The following is a 23,036-nucleotide window of genomic DNA, read 5'->3' on the forward strand; positions in this document are numbered from 1 at the left end:
GTTGAACGGTCCGGGTACGGGAAAGGGCCCGCCGGGGGAAGCGGGCCCTTTCCCGCGCGCACAGCCCTGTTCCCGTGTGCGCCGCGGCCCTGCCTCAGGAGGCCCGCTGGGGGATCCCGAGCGGGTTCGCGTCGCGCAGGGCCGGGGGCAGGAGGTGCTGCGGCACGCCCTGATAGGCGACCGGCCGCAGGAACCGGGAGATGGCCTCGGTCCCCACCGAGGTCGTACCCGGCGCGGTGGTGGCCGGGTAGGGGCCGCCGTGCTGTTGGGCGTAGGTGACCGACACGCCCGTGGGCCACTGGTTCCAGAGCACACGTCCGGCCTTGGCGGCCAGGAGCCTGATCAACTCCGCTGCGATGGCATCGTCGTCCTCGCCCTGGATGGACGCGGTCAGCTGTCCGTCGATGACCTTCGCCACGTCGAGCAGTTCACTCTCCTCCGCGTACTCGACGACCAGCGCGGCCGGTCCGAACACCTCCCGGATGAGCGCCTCGGGGGCACCGAGCAGTTCCGCCGAGGTCGTGCACAGCACCGTCGGCGACGGATCGGCGGCGGCGTGGTCGCCACTCACCACGACGCGCACCCCTGCCGTGTCGCGCAACTCGCGCACCGTACTCGCATAGGAGGTCCGGATGCGATCGTTGAGCAACGTCAACGGGTTGCCCGGAACCGCGCCGGGAAGCCGGTCCACCAGCTTGGCCGAGGCCGGGACCAGCAGGATGCCGGGCTTGGTGCAGAACTGTCCGGCGCCGAGTGTGAACGAGCCGACGAACTCCGAGACGATCTCGGGCCCGCGCCGCTCGGCGGCGGCCTCCGTCACGAACACCGGGTTGACGCTGCCGAGTTCACCGAAGAACGGTATGGGCTCCGGACGGCCCGCGGCGAGGTCGAAAAGCGCTCGGCCCGCCTCGATCGATCCGGTGAACGCGCCCGCCTTCACCCGCGGGTCCACGATGGCGGCCCGGCCGGCCTCCGTACCGAAGATCACGTCGAAGAGCCCCTCGGGTGCGCCCGCGGACCGCAGTGCGTGGTGCACCACCTCCGCCGTGGCGGCCGAGAGCCTGGGGTGGCCGGAGTGGGCCTTGACCACGACCGGGCAGCCCGCCGCGAGTGCCGAGGCGGTGTCACCGCCCGCCACGCTGAACGCGAACGGGAAGTTGCTCGCGGCGAAGACGACCACGGGACCGAGCGGTTCGAGCACCCGGCGCAGATCGGGCCGCGGGCCCATCGGCCACGCGGGGTCGGCGCGGTCGATCGTGGCCCCGAGATACTCCCCCCGCGTCACCACTTCGGCGAAGAGCCGCAGCTGGAACACCGTCCGGACCATCTCGTTCTGCAGCCGGGTCCGCCCGAGGGACGTCTCCTCGTCCGCGATCGCCACGAGCTTCGGCGCGGCCTCTTCGAGCGCGGAGGCGATGCCCTCGAGGAACGGGGCACGGTCGGCCGGCTGGAGACGGCTCCACTGCTCGAACGCGCCTGCGGCGGCGTCGAGTTTATGCACCAGGACCTGCGCATTCGTCGCATCGGTCATCAGGGACGCTCCCTCAATTCGTCTTAAATATGAGACATGGTCTCAATCTCAAGACACAGTTGCATGCGTCGGCGTACTCGTCAACGCGCTTGACGGCGGCTGAGACCGGCTCACATACTCAACCCGCAAGACAACCTGTAAGACGGCGTCTGAAGTTTCGTACACGGTGATCCGTACACAGTGAGGCGTGGCTCAATGAAGGCAGCAGTACTGCACCGGCCCGGTGCGCCGTTGACCATCGAGGACGTCGATCTCGACGACCCCGGACCGGGCGAGGTCAGCCTCCGCGTGCTCGCCGCCGGCGTGTGCCACAGCGATCTGCACTACATGAACGGCGATCTCAACGTCCGCCTGCCCGCGGTGCTCGGGCACGAGGGGGCCGGAATCGTCGAGCGGGTGGGGGAGGGGGTGACCCGGGTCCGCCCCGGCGACACCGTCATCACCTTGTGGCGTCCGCGGTGCGGCGACTGCGAGTTCTGCACGACCGGCCGCCCCGCCCTGTGCCCGCTCGGCCGGGTACAGGCGGCCTCCAACGGCCTGCTCGACGGGACGCAGCGGCTGAACCTGAACGGCGAGAAGGTCCACCACCTCATGGGGGTCTCCTGCTTCGCCGAGCAGTGCGTCGTCTCGGAACGGTCGGTCCTCACGATCGACCCGGACATCCCGCCGGAGATCGCGGCGATCGCCGGATGCGCCGTGGTGACCGGGGCCGGTGCGGCGCTGAACGTCATGAAGGACGCCACCGGAGAGGGCGTCGTGGTCATCGGCGCCGGTGGCGTCGGGCTCAGCGCGGTCATGGGGCTGCGCCTCGTCGGCGCCGATCCGATCGTCGCGGTCGACACGGTGGACGCCAAGCTGGAGAAGGCGCTCGAGCTGGGCGCCACCCATGCGGTCAACGCCCGTACGCACCGCCTCACCGAGGAACTCACCAGGATCTCGCCGAAACCGATGTCCTGGTCGCTGGACGCGGTCGGCACGCCTCAGACACTCGCCCAGGCGGTCGAGGTCGTGGGCACGGGTGGCACCGCCGTCGCCGTCGGCCTCGGCAAGGTGGGCGCCACCGCGGCTGTGCCCATCAACCCCTTGGTGCAGCAGGAGAAGCGGCTGGTCGGCAGTCTCTACGGCTCGGCCAACACACCGGTCGACATCCCCAAGCTCGTCGAACTGTTCAAGACCGGCCGCCTGCCCCTCGACAAGCTGCTCGGGGAACAATACGAACTGTCGGCGATCAACGAGGCTTACGCCGCGCTGTCGCAGGGCGCCACCGGCCGTGCTGTGATCATCCCTGGTCACCAGCACTCGTAGGGCTCGAAGGGCTCGTAGAGCTCGTAGGGAGAGATCGATGAAGAAGGACCTGATCGCGGACCTGGGCCGACGGCTGTGGCAAGCCGGTAACGAGGCCACCGCGGACGAGGCCACCGCGGTCGACGCCGCCGCGGCCGATCAGCTCGATGACCTCGAAATGGCCTATGCCGTCGAGAGCGCGACCCGCGATCTGGCGGTGGCGGCCGGTGGTCGGGTGATCGGCTACAAGATCGGCCTCACGGCACAGCCCGTGCGGGACACGTTCGGCGCCGACGAGCCCGCCGCGGGCCACCTGCTCGCCGACCGGCTGCTGGAGGACGGCGAACCCCTCGCCACGGCCGGGCTGTTCGCCCCCATGGCAGAGGTGGAGATCGCGTTCACCCTGGGCGAGCCGCTGCCCGGCCCGCAGGTCACCGCGCAGGACGTCCGCAACGCCACCGCCGCGGTCGCACCGGCCTTCGAGATCGTCGACAGCAGGTGGCGCGGCGGCGCGCGGACGCTCCCCATGCTCGTCGCCGACAACACCAACGCCGCTCGCGCGCTGCTGGGGTCGCCGGTTGTCCCACCGGCGTCAGCGGACCTGGCGAAGATCACCGCCACGCTGTCGATCGGCTCCCGGACGGTGCCGGGGAGCGCGGCCGCCGTCATGGGCGACCCCGCCGAGGCGGTCGCATGGCTGGCCCGCCACCTGCTGCGCGGCGGACGGCGACTGGAGGCCGGGGACATCGTCCTGAGCGGCACCCTGTGCGCCCCGACAGCGATCAGCGCCGGTGACCGCCTGGTCGCCGACCTCGGCGAGCTGGGCCGAATCGCCCTCGACGTCAACTGACGAAGACCGCCTGGGCGGATGGCCGGTGCGTCCGGGCCGTCATCCGGTCGTCTCCAGGAGGCGTCCGGCGGACCATGACGCCTGCGGCGGGCTGCTCCCCTCCCCGCCCCTTCCCCAACCGGGGCTCCGCCCCGGACCCCGGAGCCCCCGGTATCGAGCAGAGGCGGGCAGGCCGCCCTCCTCCCTGCCCCGTCCGGCGGCATCGATATGCGGCTCCGCCGCGTGGTGGGGTTCTGTCCCAGGCCCCGGGTCCGGGGGCGAAGCCTCCGGTAGTGGGTGCGGGCAGGCGGGCTGCTCCCCTCCCCGCCCCTTCCCGCAACTGGGGCTCTGCCCCAGACTCCGGGTCCGGGGGCGAGGGCCCCTGGTAACGGGCGCGGGTGGGCGGGCTGCTCGTCTCCCCGCGCCTTCTCGCGGCATCGATGTGCGGCTCCGCCGCGTGGCGGGGTTCTGCCCTGGGCTCTGGGGTTCAGGGGCGAGGCTCCTGGTATCGGGCGTGGGTGGGCAGGTTGCTCTCCTCCCCGTCCCGTCCGGCGGCATCGATATGCGGCTCCGCCGCGTGGCAGGGTTCCGCCCCTGGACCCCGGGGTCCAGGGGCGGAACCCCAGGTATCGGGAAGGGGCGGGGTGGGGAAAGATCCGCCGGACACCCCGTAGCACCTTGGAGCCGACCGGTCTGTGCGCCGTCAGCGGGGCCGGGGTCAGCGCAGCACGCGGTCGGCGGGGAGGACGCGGGGCGTCTCGGCCAGCAGGGTGCGCAGCCGGTGTGCGGGCAGCGGGGTGCCCGGGTCCTTGGGGGGCCGGGTCTGTGCCGGGCCGCCGGACCTGATCTCCTCGCCCAACTTGGCCATGGCAACCCTCCACGTGTCAGTGTCGGCGCAGTAGGGCACCACGTAGGCGGCGGTCTCCGGCTCGAAGCGCCAGCTCTCGGCCAGGGGGCCCGCATCGACGGTGTCGAAGCCCAGCCGGTCGATCAGGGCGGAGGCGCTCGCCTTCGCATCCGGGTCGTCTCCGGCGATCGGCAGGGCCGAGCGGTCGGCGGCTCCCGAGGGACGGGCGAGCGCCGGGATGTGCTGGTCGCTGATGTTGTTGAACGCCTTGACGAGCTTCGCGCCGGCCAGGTGCTTCTGGACGAGTTCGCTCGTGGTGGTCTCGCCCGAGTTCAGCACCTCGAACTCCCCGTCGCGGAACGGGTAGTAGTTGATCGTGTCGAGCACGACCTTGCCCGCCAGCGCGGCGGCCGGAAGCTGCCGGTATGCGGCCAGCGGGATGCTCACCACCACCCAGTCCCCCGCTCGGGCCGCCTCCTCGGGCGTCGCGGCCCGGGCGCGCTCCCCGAGCTCCGCGATCGTCTCGGTCAGGCTCTGGGGCCCGCGGGAATTGGACAGGACGACGTCGATACCCGCCGCGATCGCGAGCCGGGCGATCTTCGTGCCGATGCTGCCGCTGCCGATGAAGCCGAGTGTTGCCATGGAAGGAGGTCTCCTCATCTGGCGGACCTCTGGTCCGCCGGCGGTTCTGTCCAGGAGCCGGGCTCCGGCGGGGACGGTCATGCGGAAGCCAGGGCCTCTCACGCCACCAAACCGGAGCGAGTGCTCCTCTTGAAGGTAACACAACCGGAGCGGGCGCTCCGTAAAGGCCGCTTGTACTCTGAATGCCGTGACCAGCACCGACCTGCCCGCACCCACGCAGCCCCCCGTCAAACGCGCCCGCCGTGCGGACGCCGAGCGCAACCGTGCCGCGATCATCGAGGCGGCCGGTACGGTCTTCGCCGAGCAGGGCGGCACGGTCGACGTCCGCGAGATCGCCCGGCGCAGCGGCGTCGGCATGGGCACGCTCTACCGCCACTTCCCGACCAAGGACGATCTGCTCGCCACCGTCCTGGAGCGGGAGTTCACCTCCTGGCTCACTGCCGCCCACCAGGCGGCGGAGGCGACCGAAGACCCCTGGGAGGCCCTGACCGGCTTCTTCGAACAGACTCTCGCCCACCAGGCAGGCAACCGCGCCCTGGTCGAGAGTTACACCGCCACCGGCGGTCCACCGCGTGTGTGCGCCGAGTACCGCGACGCCTTCATCGACGAACTGCGCACCCGCTGCCTGAACGCGGGCCTCCTGCGCGCCGGTGTCACCACCGCCGACCTGGTCCTGCTCAGCGCCTCCCTGAGCCAGGTCGTCCAGGCGACCGGCGACAGCCACCCCGGCCGGTGGCGCCGCCTGCTCCGTATCTCCCTCGACGGCCTCCGTGCCCGCAATACCGAGCCACTGCCCGAGCCTGAGCCCGAGCCTGAGTCCGGGCCTGAGCCCGAGCCGACACTCCACGGGGACGCACCCGCGAGCGACTGACCGGCCGCCTTGTCTCGCACACCCCGCCGTCTGATATTTTGGACGTCGTCTGTTGGTAGGTGTGCTGGGAGGACATCGTGGCGCGACTCACCGCTCCGGCCCTGCGCCGGGGCCTGGACATCCTGGAGCTGCTCGTCGACCAGGACGAGGGGCTGCGGGTTCCGGAGATCACCCAGCACCTCGGGCTGCCCCGTGCCACCACGCACGAGCTCGTCAACACACTGGCCGACCGGGGCTATGTGACCGTCTCCAAGGAGACCGGACGCGTCGCGATAGGGCTCAACGCACTGCGGCTCGGCGCCGGTTACGAGCGCGGGCTCGACCTCGCGACCGTGGGCCGGGAGTGTGCCGGCGAGGTGGCGCGGGCATGCGGCGAAACCGTCCAGGTGGTCGTACGGGACGGCAGATTCGCGGTGTTCATCGTGCGCATCGACAGCAAGTACTCGGTCCGGTTGGTGTCGCAGGTGGGCAGCCGGCTGCTCGCGTCCTGCACCGCGGGCGGAAAAGCGCTGCTGAGCGCCCTGCCGGCCCGGGAACTCGATGAGCTGTTCCCGAACGACAAGGCGCTGCAGCAGATGACGTCGAACAGCATCTCCACGCGGAAGCGGCTGCTGGCCGAGGTCGAAGAGGCCCGCGAGCGCGGCTGGACCGAGGAGTACTGCGAGTCCAATGACCACGCGGCCTGTGTCGCCGCGCCGGTGTACGACCGGCTCGGCAACTGCGTGGCGGCCATGAGCATCTCGGTGCCGACCCCGCGGTGGGGCGACGCGGAGAAGGAGCACTACGTCGAGTTGGTCCTGGATGGGGCACGGGCGATGGCCCAGCGCCTCGGAGCGAGCGTGCCGTCGTAAATCCCCCCGAGGTGGCGCGGTACTGACTCGTCACCCGGGGCGGTCACCGGGTGGGGTCAGCGTTCCAGCATTCGCATACCGGCCTCGGTGTGGGTGTCTCCGACGACCGGGGGCAGGCTGGAGAGCCTGGCCAGGACCTCCGCGCTCAGCCGGAGGCGATCGGCGGCGGTGTTCTCCTCCACGCGGGCCACGCGCTTGGTGCCGGGGATGGGCGCGATGTCGTCGCCCTGGGCGAGCAGCCAGGCGAGGGCGACCTGGGCCGGTGTGGCGCCCGCCTCGGCGGCGATGGCCTGGACCTCGTCCGCGAGACGCAGATTGCGCTGGAAGTTCTCGCCGGTGAAGCGCGGGTTGCCGCGCCGGAAGTCGCCCTCCTCGAAGTCGGCCTCGTCGCGGACGGTGCCGGTGAGGAAGCCGTGTCCCAGCGGTGAGAAGGGGACCAGGCCGATGCCCAGCTCACGCAGCACCGGCAGGACGCGCTCCTCCAGTCCCCGAGTCCACAGCGAGTACTCGGACTGCACCGCGGTGATGGGGTGGACGGCGTGGGCGCGGCGGATCGTGTCCGGCCCCGCCTCGGACAGGCCGATATGCCGCACCTTGCCCTCGGCGACCAGCTCGGCCACGGCCCCGACGGTCTCCTCGATGGGGGTGTCGGGGTCGACCCGGTGCTGGTAGTACAGGTCGATGTGATCGGTGCCCAGCCGTTTCAGCGACCCTTCCACGGAGGTGCGGATGTTGGCCGGGCTGGAGTCGAGGTTCCACGGGCCCGCCCCGGAGTGGGCGATCATGCCGAACTTGGTGGCCAGCACCACCTGATCGCGTCGGCCCTTCAGGGCCTGGCCGAGGAGTTCCTCGTTGATGTAGGGGCCGTAGATCTCCGCGGTGTCGATGAGGGTGACGCCCAGCTCCAGCGCCCGGTGGACGGTGCGGATGGACTCCGCGTCGTCCGTTCCGGCGCCGGTGAGGCCGTGGGACATGCCCATCGCACCCAGACCGATACGGGAAACCTCCAGGTCCCCCAGGTTGATGTACTTCATCGGTGGTCACTTCTCCTGATAGGTGTGGTCGGATCGGCCGGTCACCGCGGCCGAGTGCTGTGACCCGCCGGGTGTGGCTGTCGCCCTCGGGTGGCGGGTGTCCGCGAGGAGCGCCGGGAGGGTCACGGGCGGATGAGGACCTTCAGGGCCTCGCGGTCGTTCATCGCCCGGTAGCCGTCGGCGACGTCCTCCAGGCCCAGCGTGCGGTCGAAGACCCGGCCCGGCCGGATCGAGCCGTCGAGGATGTGCGGCATCAGCTCCTCGATGTAGGCGCGGGCCGGGGCGACGCCACCGGTGAGGGTGATGTTGCGCATGAAGTCGCCGAACCCGAACGCGACATCGCTGTACTGCGGTGCGCCGACACGGCTGATCGTGCCGCCGTCGCGGACCACGCCGAAGCTCTGCACCAGCGCGTCCCTCAGGCCCACGCATTCGAGGACCTTACGGGTGCCCTCGCCGCCGGTCAGGTCACGCACCCGGGCGATGCCCTCCTCGCCGCGCTCGGCCACCACATCGGTGGCTCCGAAGCCACGGCCCAGATCGGTGCGCCGGGTGTGCCGCCCCATCAGGATGATCTGCTCGGCGCCCTGCAGCTTGGCGGCGATCACGGCCGCCAGGCCCACGGCACCGTCGCCGACGACGGTGACGCTGTCGCCGCGCTCGACACCGGCGGTACGGGCCGCGTGGTAGCCGGTGCACAGGATGTCGGACAGGGTCAGCAGATCCGGCAGCAGCTCGGAGTCCTCGCCGACCGGCAGCTTCACCAGGGTGCCGTCGGCGTACGGGACACGAGCGATCTGCCCCTGGCCGCCGTCGACACCGTTCACGCCCCACGGCCCGCCGTGCACACAGGAGGGCTGCAAACCGTCGCGGCAGTACCCGCAGGTGTTGTCGGCCCACATGAACGGGGCCACCACCAGGTCACCGGGGACGAGGCCGCGCACCTCGGCGCCGGTCTCCTCGACGACGCCCAGGAACTCATGGCCCATGTGGCGGGGGGTGTCGGTCTGCGGCAGCGACTTGAAGGGCCACAGGTCGCTGCCGCAGATGCAGGACAGCACGATCCGAACGACCGCGTCGGTGGGGTTCTGGATCTTCGGGTCGGCGACGTTCTCGACGCGTACGTCGTCGGCCGCGTACAGCAGGGTGGCACGCATGGGCGCAGCTCCTCGATATGTGGGCGGGATGGTGGAAGGGGAGCCGCCAGTGGCGGCGCCGGACCGCTCGACCGTCTCCGGGCCCAGGAGGCCGGTCGGCGCGACACCATCGAGCCTGCCGCCTCGCGCCCGTGTCAGGCAGGCCGAGGTGTGCGGGGGAGCGGCCAGCGGGGGTGTGACAGAGCCCCCCTCACCGGGCGTGTTCCGGCGGAGGCGGGGAGACACTGGCCCTATGGCACCCGAGCAGCACAGCGGCGGCGAGGAACTGGGGCGCTTCCTGCGCGCCCGCCGCACCCAGACCAGCCCCCAGGCCGCCGGTCTCACCCCGGGGCCCGGCATCCGCCGCACCCCCGGCCTGCGCCGTGAGGAACTGGCCACCCTCGCCGGGGTCAGCATCGACTACTACACCCGCCTGGAACGCGGCAAGGAAACCCGCCCCAGCCCCGCCGTGGTCGATGCCCTCGGGCGCGCCCTGCAGCTCGACGACGCCGAGCACCAGCATCTGCGCGACCTGGCCGTCCGCGCCGCCCGCTACGCGCCCAAGCCCGCTCCGGCCCCCAGCCGCACCGTGCGCCCCCACCTGAAGCTGCTGCTGGAAACGGTGCGCCCGAATCCCGCGTACATCCTCAGCCGCAGTATGGACATCCTCGCGCACAACCCCGGCGGCCTCGCCCTCTACGCCGGCATCACCGACTGGCCCGTCAAGCAGCGCAACCTCGCCCGCTACCTCTTCCTCCACCCCGCCGCCCACGAGGTCTTCCCCGACTGGGAGAACCAGATCCGCGGCTGCGTCGCCCGCCTGCGCGCCCTGGCCGGCACCGACCCCGACGCCCCCGACCTCACCACGCTCGTCGGCGAACTGCTCCTCAAGAGCCCCGACTTCGCGGGCCTGTGGGAACGCTACGAGGTCACCGGCCGCAAGCACACCGCCAAGACCTTCCAGCACCCCCACGTAGGCAAGATCACCCTCGTCTTTCAGGGCATGGCGCTCGAAGGCACTCCCGGCCACCGCATGGGCGTCTACACGGCCGAACCCGGCACCCCGGACCACGACGCCATGCTCCTGCTCGACATGACCGCCACGCCCGCCGAGCCACGGCCCGCCGCCTCCGAACAGAAGCGCTGACCGGCCGAGCCGGGCGGCGAGGGGTCACCGGGCAGTGTGGTGGCCGCGCGCGCGAACGTACGCGCGGCTGGGCGGTGAGTAGAGGAGGCTTACGCCGGTGGCGGAGACGGCGATGGCGACGATGGCCCGCACCGCGTACTCCGGCTGGTACACCCCGCCCGGGTCCGACAGCCCCCGTATCGCGTGCGGGCCCAGATAGAGGAAGAACAGCGCGGCCGTCACCGACGCCGTGATACAGGCCGTGCGTCCGCCTTTGCGGATGCGGATGGCGGCACCGATGGTGACGAAGAGCAGCAGATACACGAACTGCGTCAGCTCCGGGTCGTTCACGGCGATCGTGGTACCGAGGAAGGCCGAGACGACCAGGAGCACGGCGGCCGCGGTGATCTGCCCGGGGCGCTGAGCCGGAGCCGGTTCCAGCCAGTTGTCCTCATCCGGTGAGCCGGTCATCGTGCCCTCCTGGTCCGCTGGTCCGCTGGTCCGCTGGTCGGCTGGGTCCACTGATCCGCCGGTCCGGTGGCCGGGGGTCGGCCATGCGGGGTCGTTTCCGTATCGTCCGTCCGAGGTTCCGGGACCCGTCCCGGACCGGGGCAACGCGACTCAACTCGTAGGCTTGCCGCAGCCGTTGAGCCTCGGCGCCGGGGCATGCTCCCCTTGCGCGGGCCTGCTTTTGGGGACGGGTCCCGGAGGAGGGCGTGGATCCTGGTGGGTGCCCATGCACGCGTCGAGAATCGCCCGAACCGAGGAGACCGCCGATGCCCCTCTCCGCCAGCCTCGCGCGCGGAGTCGCGCCCACCACCCCCGGCACTCTGCACGCCCGCACCGTGACCGGCGACCTCAGTGCCCCGCCCCGGCCGGGGCTGACGGTCTGCTTCGGGCGCGGCGAGAAGCCGGACGTGGACCTGGGTGTGGGCGTGGACGACCTCCGGGTGAGCCGGCGGCACGGCGAGCTGACCTACCGCCAGGGACAGTGGTGGCTGCGGAACACCGGGCGGCAGCTCGTCCGGCTGCCCCGCGGCACGATGATGCATCTCAGCACCGAGCCGATCCCGCTCGACACCGGCTACACCCCGCTGTTCGTCAAGGGCTCCGGCTACCGTGAGCACCTGGTCGAGCTGTATGTGGCGGGCCATGACGACCAGGGGCCGGTCTCGCGGCGGCGCGCAGAGACCCTTCGGCCGGAGATCTGGGCGCTGGACGACGACGAACGGCTGCTGCTGGTCGTCCTCGGTCAGCGGTATCTGCTGTACGAGGAGGATCCGAGACCTCTGACGTACGCCACGGCGGCCAAGCAGCTCAGCTACCTCCGCCCGGGCGCGGGCTGGAACGAGCGCAAGATCGAGTACCGGATCGAGGCCGTACGCCGCCGTCTGCGCAACACCGGCTTCAGATACCCGCTGATGCACGACAAGTCGCAGGGGCGCCCCGCGGACAACGGTCTGCTGCACAACCTGCTCAAGGGATTGGTGGAGTCCACCACGCTCGTACCGCCCGACCTGGACCTGATCGAGGATGACGACCTCTGGCCCGATCCCGCGCCGGAGTCGTAGCACAGGAGCGGGATTGCTCCCGTGCCCGTATCCGGGACCCGTCCCGGAAGTGGCGGCCAACCATGACCAGCCACAGGACGGGCTCGCCCGAACTCAGCAGGGCACCGAAATGGCATGACGACGTCTCCATGACCCGTGGGGATGACAGCCGCCTGTCCTCCGAAAAGGAAGGAACCCTCCATGAGGTGCATGCGCATCGTCGTTCTCGCGGGCATCACCGCGGCCGCCTCGACGGCCGCCCTCGCGCTCCCGGCGCAGGCCGACATCTCCACCCGCCACGACCGTACGGCCGCCGAGTGCACGTACCCCGCCGACGTCCTCGACCTCACCAACTGGAAGCTGACCCTGCCCACCGGCGAGGACGAGGACCCGACCGACATCACCCAGCCCGATCTCGCCACCTTCTCCGCCAAGCCCTGGTTCCAGGCCGATGCGGACTGCGACGCGGTCCAGTTCCGGTCCCCCGTCGACGGTGTGACGACGGGGGGCTCCAGCTATCCGCGCTCCGAGCTGCGGGAGATGACGGACGGCGGGGAGGACGAGGCCAGTTGGTCGACCACCGAGGGCACCCACACGCTCGTGGTCAAGGAGGCGTTCACGGCGCTCCCCAACGACAAGCCGCAGCTCGTCGGTGCCCAGATCCACGGCGGGGACGACGACGTCACGGTCTTCCGTCTCGAAGGCAGCAAGCTCTACATCACCGACGGCGACGACACCCACCACCATCTCGTCACCGACGACTACGAGCTGGGCACCGAGTTCGAGGCCAAGTTCGTGGCGCGGGACGGGAAGATCGACGCCTATTACAACGGGGAGCGTGAGACCACGATCTCCTCCGACGACGACAGCAACTACTTCAAGGCTGGGGCCTACACGCAGGCCAACTGCGAGAACTCGGACCCGTGCGACGGTGACAACTACGGCGAGGTCCATATATCCAGCATCAAGGTGAGCCACTCCTAGCCACTTCTGGCCGGGAGCGCGGTGCCGGGTCTGCCCGTGGCGGGAGGCCCGGCACCGCGGCGACTCCTGTGCGAGCGGTGGGCCGGTGGCTCGGTGGCATGTGACCGTGGCATCTGCCCCCGTCGCCTGCGCTTCCGGGCGCCACAACCTCCACAAAGGTGAAGATTTCTGGAGTGGCAGGTGAATTCCCTTCTCAACCGGCCAGGTCCCATCCGTCGCGGGCACGCGCCGCGCCCCGCGTTGTCCTCACGAGCTCCGCAAACGGTACGTGTCTCTACGTGTACGCAGTAAGTTCGATCTGCGTGTCCGTAACGGCAGGAGTTCTGGTCTCGTATGGGGGGAGTGCGTCGTGCGGCGGGGGGAGAAGGTGGGCAAGTACCGGCTCACAGAGGGGCCCGTCGAGGGAGGGCGGGGCGCGGTCTGGTTCGCCGTCGACACGGAGCTGGGCCGGTCCGTCGTCCTCAAGCGGGCCCTGCTCAAGGACAACAGCCAGGCCGACTTCGACGAGTTGCTGGCCGAAGCCCGCGCTCTGGCGAAGTTCAGCCATCCGAACGTGGTCACCCTCTACGACGCCGTCCGGGCGGGCAAGGGCAAGAAGGCCACGTTCTGGCTGGTGATGGAGCATGTGACCGGTGGCAGTCTGGACGTCCCGGTGAAGATGGCGCCGGAGCTCGCGGCGCATATCGGCGCGCAGATCGCGGGCGCGCTGGCGGCCCTGCACGACAAGGGCATCGTGCACTGCGACGTCAAGCCCGGCAATATCGTGATCACCCACGCCAGGGTCGCCAAGCTGACCGACTTCGGCGCCGCGTACCGGGTGGACGGCAGTGAGACGATCACGCCCAACGGCCCGGTCAGCCTGACCCCGTTCTTCGCCGCCCCCGAGGCGTTCCGCGGAGCACCCGAGCGCGCGTCCGATGTGTTCTCCCTCGGTGCCACGATGTACTGGCTGGTGACGGGGACTCCGCCGCTGCGCGGCGCCGGGCGGGTGGTCCGGATGGAGGCCCTCAGCCCCCGGGTCGGGCCGCTCGGCGGGGTGCTCACCGCGATGCTCCAGCGCGACCCCGGCGCCCGGCCCACCGCCGCCGAGGCGCTCGGCGCCCTCACGGAGATCGCGGGACCGCCGGACCGGTTCCCGACCCTCCCGCTGACCCCGGCGACCACGCCCTATACGGCCACCATCGCGCACAGCGAGGACCCGGCGGGAGGACAGTGGCGCCGGACGACGACCACCGTGGCCGCCCTCGTCCGGCGCCGCCCGCTACTCACGGCCGGCGCCGCCGCCGTCACGGCACTGGCCATCGCCGTTCCGTTCATCGTGATGAGCCTGGGTGGCGAATCCGGCGACAAAGCCGACCCGTCGCCGACCAGACCGACCAGTGCGGCCGGCGCGGGCTTCATCGGAGACCCCCGCACGGCCGACCCCTGCGCCTTGCTGAACGCCAGTGTGTTCGATCGGTACGGGGAGGCCCAACTGGACCGTGACTACGGCAATTTCAACCGTTGCGACGTCCTCCTGAAGGAGCGAAGCGAGGAGGTCGTGGACGTCAGGGTGGAGCTTGACGCCGATTCGCTGCCGGAGGGCGTGACGCGGAAGACCACGGGCAGGGTCACGGTCGTGGAGCGCGCCGCCGAGGGCGACGTGTGCGAGCGCGCCGTGGCGGTGACCGGCGCTCGCGACAACAGCCTCCGGGTGACCGCGGCCGCGAGACGGCCCGATGAGGTCAAGGAGCCGCTGTGCGACACCGCCGACCGTGCCACGGGACTCGCGGTCAAGGTGCTCAACCGCGGTGAGATTCCCCGGCGTTCGCCGGACTTTCCGGCCAGTTCGCTGGCGCACCTGGACGCGTGTACGTTGCTCGACGGCAAGGCGCTGGAGAAGGTGCCCGGTATCGACGCCCGGGAGCCGGACGTCGGATTCGGCCGCTGGGACTGCCAGTGGAAGAGCACCACCAACGAGTACGAGGTGGACTTGCGCTTCGACCAGGGTGACCTGCCGCGCGACAAGAACGCCCGGTCGACCAAGCTCGGCGACAATCGCCAGGCCATCGTTCTGCCGGGGGACGAGGGCCCAGGGAGCTGCCGCGTCGAGGTGGTCCATCGCGACTACACCGGCCTGGACCGGGTGAAGGGGACCGAGCGGGTGGCCCTGGTCATCAAGGGGGCGGGCCCCAAGGGCCGGCCCTGCGAACTGGCCACCGACCTCGCCGGCTCGGCCGCCGCCGCGCTACCGCCCGCCTGAACCCTTGGGGAGACGGGCGCGCCAGGTGAGCGAGGTCTTCTCCACGCTCGTGGCCAGCTTCTTGGCGGCCGGATCGGCGCCCGCCGAGCGCTGCGAGTGGGCGATCTTCGCGGCCTGGTCGAGGTGTTCGCGCATCGCCGCGAGGAAGAGCGTGTCGAAGGCGGCGCCCTTGGTTCCCTTGATGGTGCGCAGTTCGTCCTCGGTCACCATGCCGGGCATGTCGTGCCCCTGGTGCGGGTTGGTGTCGGGGACGCCCGCCCGGGCGAGTAGCTTGCGTAGCTGGACGAGTTCGTCGCGGTAGGCGGTGGCCACCGGTTTCGCCCACTTCTCCACCCCGGTGTCGGAAGAGTGGCCCGGGACCAGGTCCAGCAGGACCGTCGCCTGGTCGTCCATCGCGATCATTAGCTGGATCCAGCCGATATCGGTGGAGTTGAAGGTCCCCGACGTCGCCTGCCCGCTCGGGGACCGCGTGGCGGGGTGCCGCGCGGCCGACGTCGACCGCGCCTCGCGCGGCGGTTTCCCGCTGCCGTCCTCGCATCCAGCAGTGAGCAGCGTGGCGGTGGCGAGCAAGACCGCTACGGACACCGTGCGCAGTGTGACGGTTGCCGCTGTCATGTCGACTCCCCTCGTCTGGCGTGGGCGGAGCCCCGGTGACGGGACTCCGCCCACAGGCAAGGCGGTGTCGCCCTGCCGGGCCACTTGGCCTGCCCTCTGCTTCTCCGTCAGGGACGGCCGTCGGCACCGCACTTGATGATCACGTTGATGCAGTCACGCACCCGCCGGGCCATCTCGTCCTCGGGCCAGGCGTTGAAGAAGTCACCGTGCATGGTGTATCCGGCACCCGACGCCAGCTTGAAGCGCGAGGAGTCGCCGCTGACCGGGTAGCGGAGCACCTGGCGCAGCTTCGGCACGGCGACCGGGTGGGTGGCCGGGCACTGGCCGCCGACCGGGTAGGCCATGTGGCTCTTGTGGTCGGGGGAGTCCAGGTCCTTGCCGTTCCAGCACTGGGGGAAGTCGAGGTAGGACTCCAGCATTGAACCGGCCGGGCAGTTCACGAAGTCCTTGGAGGGGTTGACCTCTCCGTGGTGCAGGCAGGACCAGCGTGCGATGGACGTGGGGTCGCCGACCCCGGTGGCCTTGGCGTTGCCCGCCACGATCCGCAGCCCCAGGGGGAGCGGCTTGATGGTGGCGATCACGTCGTCGCGCACACCTTCACCGAGGTAGTAGAAGGTGGTGCCGGTGGGTTCGACCTCTTTGCCGTTGTCGTAGAGGGTCGGGGTCCAATACGACGACAGGTCGACGGTCGGACTGCAACTGGTCCTGCCCCTCTGCAGGGCGGCCAGATCGGTGCGCGCGTTGGTCGAGTCGTTCCCGAAGAAGCTGTGCATATGGGACGCGCCGGGGAGCCCCGGGAACACGATCGGGTCGTCCGGCAGCCGGTGGGTGAACGGGCACTCTGCGACGAACTCCGCGACGCGTACTGGTGCGTTGGCGCTCCGCGGGCTCGACGCCGCGCCCGCCTCGTCGGTGGCGCGCAGATCGGCACGCGCACTGGCCGGGCCGATGGAGAGCAGGGACAGGACGAGGCCGAGGGCGGCGAGGACGACGCCCGGACCTCGCCAGCGGCCGAGGACACGCCGTAAGGGCGGGAAGCGCGGGGGTGTACGGGACATGACTCTCCTTTCCGTGCACGCACGGAAGAGCGAAAAGAGCGGGAGAGAGCCCAGCGGTGTGGTCACACGGGGCTACCGAGAGAGCGCTCTCTCGGAGCGATGCTGCGGACGCTAGAGGTGGCCCAGGTCACTGTCAAGCGTCCGCGGCAAGGAGAGTCAAGAGCCTGCGGCAGCGGGGAGGCTGCGGCGTCCGCTCGGTCAGTCCTCGGAGCCCGGATCGGTTCGCTCGGCCGAGGGCAGCAGGTGAATGAGCAGCAGAACGATCCCGGAGATCATGAACACGCGCGTGGCGGCCTCCAGGCCATTCCACTTCTCCGACTGCCACATGGCGAACCATTCGCCGCCGATGCCGATGAACCCGGCGCCGAACAGCAGCATCAGCATCAACAGCCCCACGGTGCTGGCCTGACGGGCGCGGCGGACGCGGTCTCCGGGCGGCCCCGCGAACCACATGGCCGTCGCGGCGAGGAGGACGAGAGCGGCGAGGGTCTCCCAGGCGATGATGGCGACGTAGGCGGTGTCCTGGAGCGCGGTGGAGTCGATGGCCCGCCACATCAGGTCTTCGTCCTTGAACGTGGTGTCCATCGCCAGGACATGCCGCACGAACTGCTGGTTGCTGTCGAAGTCGGTGATGTTCCCGAAGGCGACGAGCGCGATGTACAACGCGATCGTCCCGGTGAGCACCCCCGAGGTCATCGAGTAGATACGGGGTGAACGTATTCTGCCGGTTCGCTCTGTCACGATGACCTCTGTCTCCCGTTGGATCCCGCTGACCATGAAGCGTGCGGGAGCCGTAGCGTACAACTGACCGGATCAGGGCGGTGATGGACGCCGTACTGTGCCGAGCCGAGCCGACGGCGGGGAGACGCGGGTCACATGCGTCCATGTCACAGGGGGTCGGGCTACCCCGTCTCAGGGGTGTAGCCACTGAACGACCACAGAGGAGCACACCATGGACGCGCGACTGAACTACTCCGCCGGCCAGACCGCCGGCAAGGTCCTGAGGCCCGTCATGGCGGCGGGCAGGGCGGTCAAGGAATCGCCGCTGCCGGCGGCGACGCAGGAGCTGGTGGCGATTCGCGTGAGTCAGATCAACGGCTGCGCCGTCTGCATCGACATGCACACCAAGGAAGCCGCCGCGGCCGGTGAGACCCCGGTGCGGTTGAACCTGATCGCGGTATGGCGGGAGGCCACCGTCTTCACCGATGCCGAGCGGGCCGCGCTGGAGCTGGCGGAGGAGGGGACCCGGGTCGCGGACGCGGCTCGTGGGGTCGGCGACGAGGTGTGGGCGAATGCCGCCAAGCACTATGACGAGGAGCAGCTCACCGCCCTGGTGATCCTGGTCTCCTTCATGAATATGGTGAACCGGCTGAACGTCATCACCCAGCAGCCGGCGGCCGGTGACTACGAGGCCGGGCAGTTCCACTGACCGGCAACGGTATCGGCAACGGGCCCAGGGGAGGGGAGTCGGCGTGAGCAAGGTCGAGGAGTTCGAGGAGCTGCGGCCGCTGCTGTTCTCGATCGCCTATCGGATCCTGGGCAGTGTGAGTGAGGCCGAGGACGCGGTGCAGGAGACCTGGCTGCGCTTCGACGGCTCGGCGACCCGGCCCACGTCGACCAAGGCATATCTGTCGGCCACGGTCACGCGCATCTCGATCGATGTGCTGCGCTCCGCGCGCGTGCGACGTGAGGAGTACGTGGGCCCGTGGTTCCCCGAGCCGCTGCTCAGCGATCCGTATCAGGACCCGGCCCGGGCGGTGGAGCTGGCCGACTCGGTGTCGATGGCGGCGCTGTTGCTGCTGGAGCGGCTCAGCCCGCTGGAGCGGGCGGTGTTCGTGCTGCGGGAGGTGTTCGCCTTCGGGTTCGACGAGGTCGCCACGGCGGTGGGACGGTCGGAGGCGGCATGTCGGCAGCTCCTGGTGCGGGCGCGGCGGCATATGGAGGCCGGGCGGCCGCGGTTCGAGGCGGACCGGCGGGAGCGGCAGGAGCTGGCCACGCGGTTCTTCGACGCGCTGAAGGACGGTGATGTGGGCGCGCTGCGGAATCTGCTGGCCGCCGATGTGCAACTGGTCGGGGACGGCGGCGGCAAGGCCCCGCGGCTGGCCAAGGCCGTCATGGGCGCGGAGAACGTGGCCCGGCTGCTGGGCACGGTCTTCCCCTGGCTGCTGCGGATCGACGTGTCGTTCGAGCTTCATGAGGTCAACGGCCAGCCCGGCGCGGTCTTCCGGGAGCGGGACGGCAAGGTGCTCCAGGCCCTGGTCCTCGATGTGCTCGACGGGCAGATTCAGGCCATCCGCGCGGTGATCAATCCCGACAAGCTCGGCCACCTCGGGCCGGTCGGCGACGCCTGGGCCGTCGACCGCGAGGTGCGGCAGGCCCGTCGGCGCTCGAACTGACCCCGGGACGTCGTCTGCCACCCCGTGACCGGTCCGACACCCTGATCGTTCGACGATCTTGATAGTCTCGGGGAGCCAGTCGTGCCACATCCGAGGCCAGGGAATCCGGTGGGAATCCGGAGCTGACGCGCAGCGGTGAGGGGGACGGGCGGGGCATGTGACACCACTGGGAGGAGTCCGCGACGGCCGCGAAGCCGCCGCGAACGAGCACCGGGAAGGGGCCCCGTCCGGACGAGCCCGAGTCCGAAGACCTGCTGGTATCTCCGCGCCCCGTGCGGGGAGTACGTCCGTAGGCCAGGCTCCGCGTTCGAGCCCCGACAACCGAGGCATGCCCGTGCTCTGCTCTGCCCGCCGTACCGCGGCCCTCCTGCTCGCGCCCGCCCTCCTGCTCACCGCGTGCGGTGGCTCCGGCCAGGACGGCGCGGACGCCACAAAGCCCGCCGGTGCGGGCTATCCGCGCACCATCGACAACTGCGGCCACAAGGTCACGGTGAAGTTCGCCCCGAAGCGGGCCCTGTCCCTCAACCAGGGCACCACGGAGATCCTGCTCTCCCTCGGCCTCGCCGACCGCATCGCGTCCACCGCCACCTGGACCGACCCGGTGATGAAGGGCCTGGAGAAGGCGAATGCGACGGTGCCGCGTCTGGCGGACAACGCGCCGTCCTTCGAGAAGGCCCTGGACGCCGAACCCGACTTCGTCACCGCCTCGTTCGTCTCCACCCTCGGCAAGGGCGGCGTGGCCACCCGCGAGCAGTTCGAGAAGCTGGGCGTGCCCACCTACGTTTCGCCGTCCGACTGCTCGGCGGGCCGGGACCCCGACAGCGGTGGCGATGGCTCCCGCAGCAAGCCACTCACCCTGGACACCGTCTACGGCGAGATACGCGACCTGGCCCACGCGTTCGGCGTCGACGAGCGTGGCGAGAAGCTCATCGCACGGTTGAAGCGGCGCGTGCGTACGGCCACCCAGGGAGTGGACGCCTCCGGCGTCTCCCTCATGTACTGGTTCGCCAACTCCCAGTCGCCCTACCTCGCCGGCTGCTGCGGCGCGCCGGGCGCCATCACCCGGGCCGTCGGAGCGAAGAACGCCTTCTCCGACACCCACGACGAGTGGCCGCAGATCAACTGGGAGACCGTGGCCGACCGCGACCCGGACGTCATCGTCCTCGGCGATCTCACGCGCAAGCAGCAGACCGCGGAGTCCGCCAAGGCCAAGATGCGCTTCCTGGAGACCAACGCCGCCACCCGCAATCTCACCGCCGTGAAGAAGAAGCGGTATGTCCTGCTGAGCGGGCAGGCCATGAACCCGTCCATCCGTACGGTCGAAGGGGTCGAGCAGGTCGCCGCCGGGCTGCGCGACTTCGGACTCGCCAAGTGACCACCCGCCTCCTGCTGCTGATCGCGGGAGGACCGGCCGCGCTGTTCGCGTCGATCGCCTTCGCCGTGACCATCGGCCCCGCCGACATCTCCACGGCCGACGTCTGGGCAGCGGTCACCGCCCATCTCGGCCTGGGCGAGAGCACGTTGCCACCGCTGCGCGACGGCATCGTGTGGAACCTGCGCATGCCCCGCACCCTGCTCGCCGCGGTGTGCGGGGCGGGGCTGGCCCTCTGCGGGGCCGTGATGCAGTCCCTGCTGCGCAATCCGCTGGCCGACCCCTTCGTCCTCGGAGTGTCCTCCGGCGCCTCCACAGGCGCCGTCGCCGTGGTCGTCCTCGGCGTGGGCGGCGGGGCCGTATCGCTGTCGGCGGGCGCGTTCATCGGCGCGCTGCTCTCCTTCGGCCTGGTCCTCATGCTCAGCCACAGCCTCGGCGGCAGCACCGATCGCGTGGTGCTGTCCGGGGTGGCGGCCATGCAACTGTTCTCCGCGCTGACCTCGTTCACCGTCCTCACCTCCGCGGACGCCGACACCACCCGCGCCGTGCTGTTCTGGCTCCTCGGCTCGCTCGCCGGCGCCGGCTGGACCGATGTGCTGCTGTGCGCCGTCGTCCTGGCCGCCGTCCTCCTGGTCTGTCTCGGACACGCCCGCACCCTGGACGCGTTCGCCTTCGGCGAGGAGGCCGCGGCAGCGCTCGGCGTCCGCGTGGCCCGCACCCGCCTCGTCCTGCTGTGCGCGACCGCGCTGCTCACCGCGACCCTGGTCAGCTCCGCCGGGGCCATCGGCTTCGTCGGCCTGGTCCTCCCGCATGCCACCCGCGCCCTCACCGGGTCCGGTCACGCCCGCCTTCTGCCGGTCACCGCACTGGCCGGAGCCATCTTCCTGGTGTGGGTGGACACCGCCGCCCGCACCGTGATCGACCCCCAGGAGGTCCCGGTGGGCGTGGTGACGTCCCTCATCGGCGTACCGGCCTTCGTCGCCGTGCTCTACCGCGGCCGGAGGAAGACATGAACGACTCCCTTCCCGCTGACACCGCGGATGCGGCACCCGGACTCCGCGCGGACCGCGTCAGCCGCCGCGCCGACGGCCGGCTCATCGTCGACGGCATCACCCTCACCCTGCGCCCCGGCGAGACGCTGGGCCTGCTCGGCCCCAACGGCTCCGGAAAATCAACCCTGCTGCGGCTGCTCGCCGGCATCCTCACCCCCTCCGCCGGAGTCGTCACCCTGGACGGCCGCGCACTGCCGCGGGTCGGCCGCCGCGCCACGGCCCGCCGTATCGCCACCGTCGAACAGCACGCCCATACCCAGACCGAACTGACCGTCCGCGAGGTCGTGGCCCTTGGCCGCATCCCGCACCGGCGCGCCTGGTCGTCGTCCACCGCCACGGACATCCGGGCCGTCGACGCGGCCCTGGAGCGCACCGCACTGACCGACCGGGCCGGCCAGTCGTGGCACACCCTCTCCGGTGGCGAGCGCCAGCGCGCCCAGATCGCCCGGGCCCTCGCCCAGGAACCGTACGAGCTGCTGCTCGACGAGCCGACCAACCACCTCGACATCCAGCACCAGCTCGACCTGCTCGACCTCGTCGTCGGTCTGCCGATCGCCACCGTGATCGCCCTCCACGACCTCAACCTCGCGGCGATGTACTGCGACCGCCTGCTCGTCCTCCGCGAGGGGCACGTCGTGGCCGAAGGCACCCCCAGCCAGGTGCTGACCCCGTCCCTGATCAAGCAGGTCTACGACGTCCAGGCCGATGTCACCCACGATCCGGGCCACCCGGTCATCCGCTTTCTGCGCCGCACACCGAAGCCGTGAGCCGGTGGACGGTATCCTGCCGAGCGGTTGCATGAACGACGGCGGCTGGACGGTTCTGGCGCGCTTTACCGCCAGAAGGGCCCTAGGCGGCTCTGGAAGGATCCACCACGTGAGCGATGCCGCGAACACACCGCCCCCCGAAGGCGCCCCGATCCGGGTGCTGATCGCGGATGACCAGGCGATGGTGCGCACCGGGTTCCGGCTGATTCTCGACTCCCAGCCCGGAATCGAGGTGGTGGGCGAGGCCGCCGATGGCTCCGAGTGCGTGGAGCTGGCCCGGCGGCACCGCCCCGATGTGTGCCTGGTCGACATCCGTATGCCGAAACTGGACGGTCTGGAGGCGACCCGGCTGCTGGCCGGGCCCGCAGTGGCGGAGCCGCTGCGGGTCGTCGTGGTCACCACCTTCGACCAGGACGAATACGTGCACACTGCGATCCGCAACGGCGCCTGTGGCTTCCTGCTCAAGGACGCCGGTCCCGAACTCCTGGTGGAGGCGGTGCGGTCGGCCGCCCGCGGTGGCGCGCTGGTGTCTCCCGCGATCACCGTGCGTCTGCTGCGGCAGTGGGCGAGCCGCCCCGGCGCCGCCACCGGGGCGAACCCCCTGACCGGCAGGGAGCTGGATGTCGCCCGGCTGGTGGCGGTGGGCCGGACCAATCAGGAGATCTGCGCCGAACTGCACCTGTCGCTGTCCACGGTGAAAACCCATCTGAGCAACATCCAGACCAAGCTCGCCGTCCGCAACCGCGTGGAGATCGCGGCCTGGGCCTGGGACACCGGAGCGGTGCGCAACCGCTAGCGCGGGCGAACGGACGGCCCGGGCCGTCGGGGCGTGTGCCCTTCAGGATGTGT

Annotated in this window: 22 protein-coding genes and 1 riboswitch; of the genes, 14 read left to right on the forward strand and 8 right to left on the reverse strand. The window is 70.7% G+C overall.

Annotation, left to right across the window (positions count from 1 at the left end; genetic code table 11):
• Nucleotides 1–94: 94 nt before the first annotated feature.
• Nucleotides 95–1,531, reverse strand: coding sequence for an aldehyde dehydrogenase (NADP(+)) (locus tag J5X86_RS14950; protein ID WP_208517270.1), 1,437 nt, complete (start codon nucleotides 1,529–1,531; stop codon nucleotides 95–97).
• A 195-nt stretch (nucleotides 1,532–1,726) separates the two neighbouring features.
• Between J5X86_RS14950 and J5X86_RS14955 the strand changes: the two genes are divergently transcribed.
• Both J5X86_RS14955 and J5X86_RS14960 read left to right on the forward strand, forming a co-directional pair.
• The gene (locus tag J5X86_RS14955; protein WP_208517272.1) at nucleotides 1,727–2,836 is read left to right on the forward strand and encodes an alcohol dehydrogenase catalytic domain-containing protein; all 1,110 of its coding nucleotides are present in this window, start codon (nucleotides 1,727–1,729) and stop codon (nucleotides 2,834–2,836) included.
• Nucleotides 2,837–2,873: 37 nt separating this feature from the next.
• The gene (locus J5X86_RS14960; protein ID WP_208517274.1) at nucleotides 2,874–3,665 is read left to right on the forward strand and encodes a 2-keto-4-pentenoate hydratase; all 792 of its coding nucleotides are present in this window, start codon (nucleotides 2,874–2,876) and stop codon (nucleotides 3,663–3,665) included.
• Nucleotides 3,666–4,362: 697 nt separating this feature from the next.
• Here the strand turns inward: J5X86_RS14960 and J5X86_RS14965 are convergent.
• On the reverse strand, nucleotides 4,363–5,133 hold the full coding sequence (locus tag J5X86_RS14965) for an NADPH-dependent F420 reductase (protein WP_208517276.1): 771 nt from the start codon (nucleotides 5,131–5,133) through the stop codon (nucleotides 4,363–4,365).
• A gap of 187 nt (nucleotides 5,134–5,320) precedes the next feature.
• Here J5X86_RS14965 and J5X86_RS14970 point away from each other — a divergent pair, with 187 nt between their 5' ends.
• Entirely contained in the window at nucleotides 5,321–6,004 is a 684-nt protein-coding gene (locus J5X86_RS14970; RefSeq protein WP_208517277.1) for a TetR/AcrR family transcriptional regulator, read from the forward strand.
• A 77-nt stretch (nucleotides 6,005–6,081) separates the two neighbouring features.
• Entirely contained in the window at nucleotides 6,082–6,855 is a 774-nt protein-coding gene (locus J5X86_RS14975; protein WP_208517279.1) for an IclR family transcriptional regulator, read from the forward strand.
• A 56-nt stretch (nucleotides 6,856–6,911) separates the two neighbouring features.
• Here the strand turns inward: J5X86_RS14975 and J5X86_RS14980 are convergent, their stop codons facing one another.
• Both J5X86_RS14980 and J5X86_RS14985 read right to left on the reverse strand, forming a co-directional pair.
• A complete protein-coding gene (locus tag J5X86_RS14980; RefSeq protein WP_208517280.1) occupies nucleotides 6,912–7,889 on the reverse strand; it encodes an aldo/keto reductase in 978 nt (325 codons plus the stop codon).
• Nucleotides 7,890–8,011: 122 nt separating this feature from the next.
• Nucleotides 8,012–9,046: a zinc-binding dehydrogenase gene (locus J5X86_RS14985; RefSeq protein ID WP_208517282.1), complete on the reverse strand. Its 1,035-nt coding sequence runs from the start codon at nucleotides 9,044–9,046 to the stop codon at nucleotides 8,012–8,014.
• A gap of 232 nt (nucleotides 9,047–9,278) precedes the next feature.
• On the opposite strand from J5X86_RS14985, the gene J5X86_RS14990 reads away from it, so the two are divergent.
• Nucleotides 9,279–10,172 (forward strand): helix-turn-helix transcriptional regulator, encoded by an 894-nt coding sequence (locus tag J5X86_RS14990; RefSeq protein ID WP_208517284.1) that lies wholly within the window; start codon nucleotides 9,279–9,281, stop codon nucleotides 10,170–10,172.
• 24 nt (nucleotides 10,173–10,196) lie between these two features.
• Here J5X86_RS14990 and J5X86_RS14995 read toward each other — a convergent pair whose 3' ends face one another.
• Entirely contained in the window at nucleotides 10,197–10,622 is a 426-nt protein-coding gene (locus J5X86_RS14995; protein ID WP_208517286.1) for a hypothetical protein, read from the reverse strand.
• A gap of 305 nt (nucleotides 10,623–10,927) precedes the next feature.
• Here J5X86_RS14995 and J5X86_RS15000 point away from each other — a divergent pair, with 305 nt between their 5' ends.
• The 3 genes from J5X86_RS15000 (at nucleotide 10,928) to J5X86_RS15010 (ending at nucleotide 14,927) form a co-directional block, all read left to right on the forward strand.
• Nucleotides 10,928–11,722: an FHA domain-containing protein gene (locus J5X86_RS15000; protein WP_093468442.1), complete on the forward strand. Its 795-nt coding sequence runs from the start codon at nucleotides 10,928–10,930 to the stop codon at nucleotides 11,720–11,722.
• 180 nt (nucleotides 11,723–11,902) lie between these two features.
• Complete coding sequence (locus tag J5X86_RS15005; protein WP_243980373.1) at nucleotides 11,903–12,685, forward strand: polysaccharide lyase family 7 protein; 783 nt, start codon at nucleotides 11,903–11,905, stop codon at nucleotides 12,683–12,685.
• Nucleotides 12,686–13,034: 349 nt separating this feature from the next.
• Nucleotides 13,035–14,927, forward strand: coding sequence for a serine/threonine-protein kinase (locus tag J5X86_RS15010; RefSeq protein WP_208517287.1), 1,893 nt, complete (start codon nucleotides 13,035–13,037; stop codon nucleotides 14,925–14,927).
• Here J5X86_RS15010 and J5X86_RS15015 read toward each other — a convergent pair.
• The 3 genes from J5X86_RS15015 to J5X86_RS15025 all read right to left on the reverse strand — a co-directional run bounded on the left by J5X86_RS15015 (nucleotide 14,913) and on the right by J5X86_RS15025 (nucleotide 17,296).
• Nucleotides 14,913–15,542, reverse strand: a complete 630-nt coding sequence (locus J5X86_RS15015; protein WP_208517288.1) for a DUF305 domain-containing protein — start codon at nucleotides 15,540–15,542, stop codon at nucleotides 14,913–14,915. The two genes, J5X86_RS15010 and J5X86_RS15015, sit on opposite strands and share 15 nt — an antisense overlap.
• A 107-nt stretch (nucleotides 15,543–15,649) precedes the next feature.
• The gene (locus J5X86_RS15020) at nucleotides 15,650–16,600 is read right to left on the reverse strand and encodes a DUF1996 domain-containing protein (protein WP_208517289.1); all 951 of its coding nucleotides are present in this window, start codon (nucleotides 16,598–16,600) and stop codon (nucleotides 15,650–15,652) included.
• A gap of 198 nt (nucleotides 16,601–16,798) precedes the next feature.
• The gene (locus J5X86_RS15025) at nucleotides 16,799–17,296 is read right to left on the reverse strand and encodes a DUF2165 domain-containing protein (protein ID WP_208517518.1); all 498 of its coding nucleotides are present in this window, start codon (nucleotides 17,294–17,296) and stop codon (nucleotides 16,799–16,801) included.
• A gap of 256 nt (nucleotides 17,297–17,552) precedes the next feature.
• On the opposite strand from J5X86_RS15025, the gene J5X86_RS15030 reads away from it, so the two are divergent.
• The 6 genes from J5X86_RS15030 (at nucleotide 17,553) to J5X86_RS15055 (ending at nucleotide 22,983) form a co-directional block, all read left to right on the forward strand.
• Complete coding sequence (locus J5X86_RS15030; protein ID WP_208517290.1) at nucleotides 17,553–18,029, forward strand: carboxymuconolactone decarboxylase family protein; 477 nt, start codon at nucleotides 17,553–17,555, stop codon at nucleotides 18,027–18,029.
• 43 nt (nucleotides 18,030–18,072) lie between these two features.
• Nucleotides 18,073–18,996 carry an RNA polymerase sigma-70 factor gene (locus J5X86_RS15035; protein WP_208517291.1) on the forward strand — a complete coding sequence of 308 codons (924 nt, stop codon included), beginning with the start codon at nucleotides 18,073–18,075 and terminating at the stop codon, nucleotides 18,994–18,996.
• Between the two features lie 59 nt (nucleotides 18,997–19,055).
• Nucleotides 19,056–19,270, forward strand: a riboswitch (cobalamin riboswitch).
• A 54-nt stretch (nucleotides 19,271–19,324) separates the two neighbouring features.
• Nucleotides 19,325–20,371 (forward strand): ABC transporter substrate-binding protein, encoded by a 1,047-nt coding sequence (locus tag J5X86_RS15040; RefSeq protein ID WP_208517292.1) that lies wholly within the window; start codon nucleotides 19,325–19,327, stop codon nucleotides 20,369–20,371.
• A complete protein-coding gene (locus J5X86_RS15045; protein ID WP_208517293.1) occupies nucleotides 20,368–21,381 on the forward strand; it encodes an iron ABC transporter permease in 1,014 nt (337 codons plus the stop codon). Before J5X86_RS15040 ends, J5X86_RS15045 begins: the two co-directional genes overlap by 4 nt.
• Nucleotides 21,378–22,187, forward strand: coding sequence for an ABC transporter ATP-binding protein (locus tag J5X86_RS15050; RefSeq protein WP_208517294.1), 810 nt, complete (start codon nucleotides 21,378–21,380; stop codon nucleotides 22,185–22,187). Before J5X86_RS15045 ends, J5X86_RS15050 begins: the two co-directional genes overlap by 4 nt.
• 109 nt (nucleotides 22,188–22,296) lie before the next feature.
• A complete protein-coding gene (locus J5X86_RS15055; RefSeq protein ID WP_208517295.1) occupies nucleotides 22,297–22,983 on the forward strand; it encodes a response regulator transcription factor in 687 nt (228 codons plus the stop codon).
• Nucleotides 22,984–23,036: the final 53 nt, after the last annotated feature.

Source organism: Streptomyces sp. NEAU-YJ-81 (genome assembly GCF_017592595.1).
Taxonomy (GTDB): domain Bacteria; phylum Actinomycetota; class Actinomycetes; order Streptomycetales; family Streptomycetaceae; genus Streptomyces; species Streptomyces hygroscopicus_B.